1 protein-coding gene is annotated in these 942 nt (G+C 70.6%); it reads right to left on the reverse strand.

Going from position 1 to position 942, the window contains the following annotated elements:
* A partial coding sequence (locus A5701_RS10270) for an NADP-dependent oxidoreductase (RefSeq protein ID WP_067752122.1) occupies positions 1–772 on the reverse strand: 772 nt, incomplete at its 3' end.
* Positions 773–942: the final 170 nt, after the last annotated feature.

A 942-nucleotide genomic window follows, 5' to 3' on the forward strand; every position in this document is an offset into this window, starting at 1 on the left:
CGGGATGCTCGCCGGTGAGGTAGCTGGAGATGACCCCGCACAGGACGACCCGCGCGTGGGGGGCCAACCGGCCCAGCACCGCGTTGAGGATGGGGCCGCCGACGTTGTCGAAGTAGACGTCGACGCGCTTCGGGCAGTGCTGTTTGAGCGCCGCCGCCAGGTTGTCGTTCTTGTAGTCGATGCACGCGTCGAACCCGAAATCCTCGACCACGGCCCGGCATTTCTCGGGTCCGCCGGCGATCCCGACCACCCGGGCGCCGGCGATCTTGGCGATCTGCCCGGCCACCGACCCGGTGGCCCCGGCGGCCGCCGAGACCACGACCGTCTCGCCCGGCCTCGGCCGGCCGATGTCGGTCATCCCGAAATACGCGGTGGCGCCGGTCGGTCCGTACACCGACATGATCGCCAGCTGGTCGTCCTCACCGGGGATGGGCGTGCTGAACAGGTCGTCGCGGATGATCGCGTAGTCGGAGAAGCCGGTCAGGGTGGTGACGACGTCACCGACGGCGTAGGCGTCGCAGCGCGAGGCGACCACCTCGCCGATCCCGGCGGCGCGGATCACCTCGCCGATCTGCACCGGCGGAAGGTAGCTGGGCTGGTCGTCGAGCCACGTGCGGGCGGCGGCGTCGATCCCGACGTAGGTGGTGCGCAGCAGCGCCTCGCCCTCCGCGGGCTCGGGCGCCGGCGTGGTGACCAGCTCGGTGTCACCCGGCTGAACGAGGCCGGTGGGGCGGCGGCGAAGGAGGACCTGACGGTTCGGCAACTCGGGCACGATGCAAGAAACTACCGAACCGGCCGAAATCGCCCGGGCGAATGGCATATTCAACCCATGGCAGCAAACGACGACCCGGAGGATCGGATCCGGGAACTCGAACGCCCGCTCGCCGACGCGGCGCGGGCATCCGAAGCGAGCAGCGCGCAACCCGCCGCCGAGGCCTACCA

The organism is Mycobacterium sp. E3305 (genome assembly GCF_001666785.1).
In the GTDB taxonomy this organism is placed as follows: Bacteria; Actinomycetota; Actinomycetes; order Mycobacteriales; family Mycobacteriaceae; genus Mycobacterium.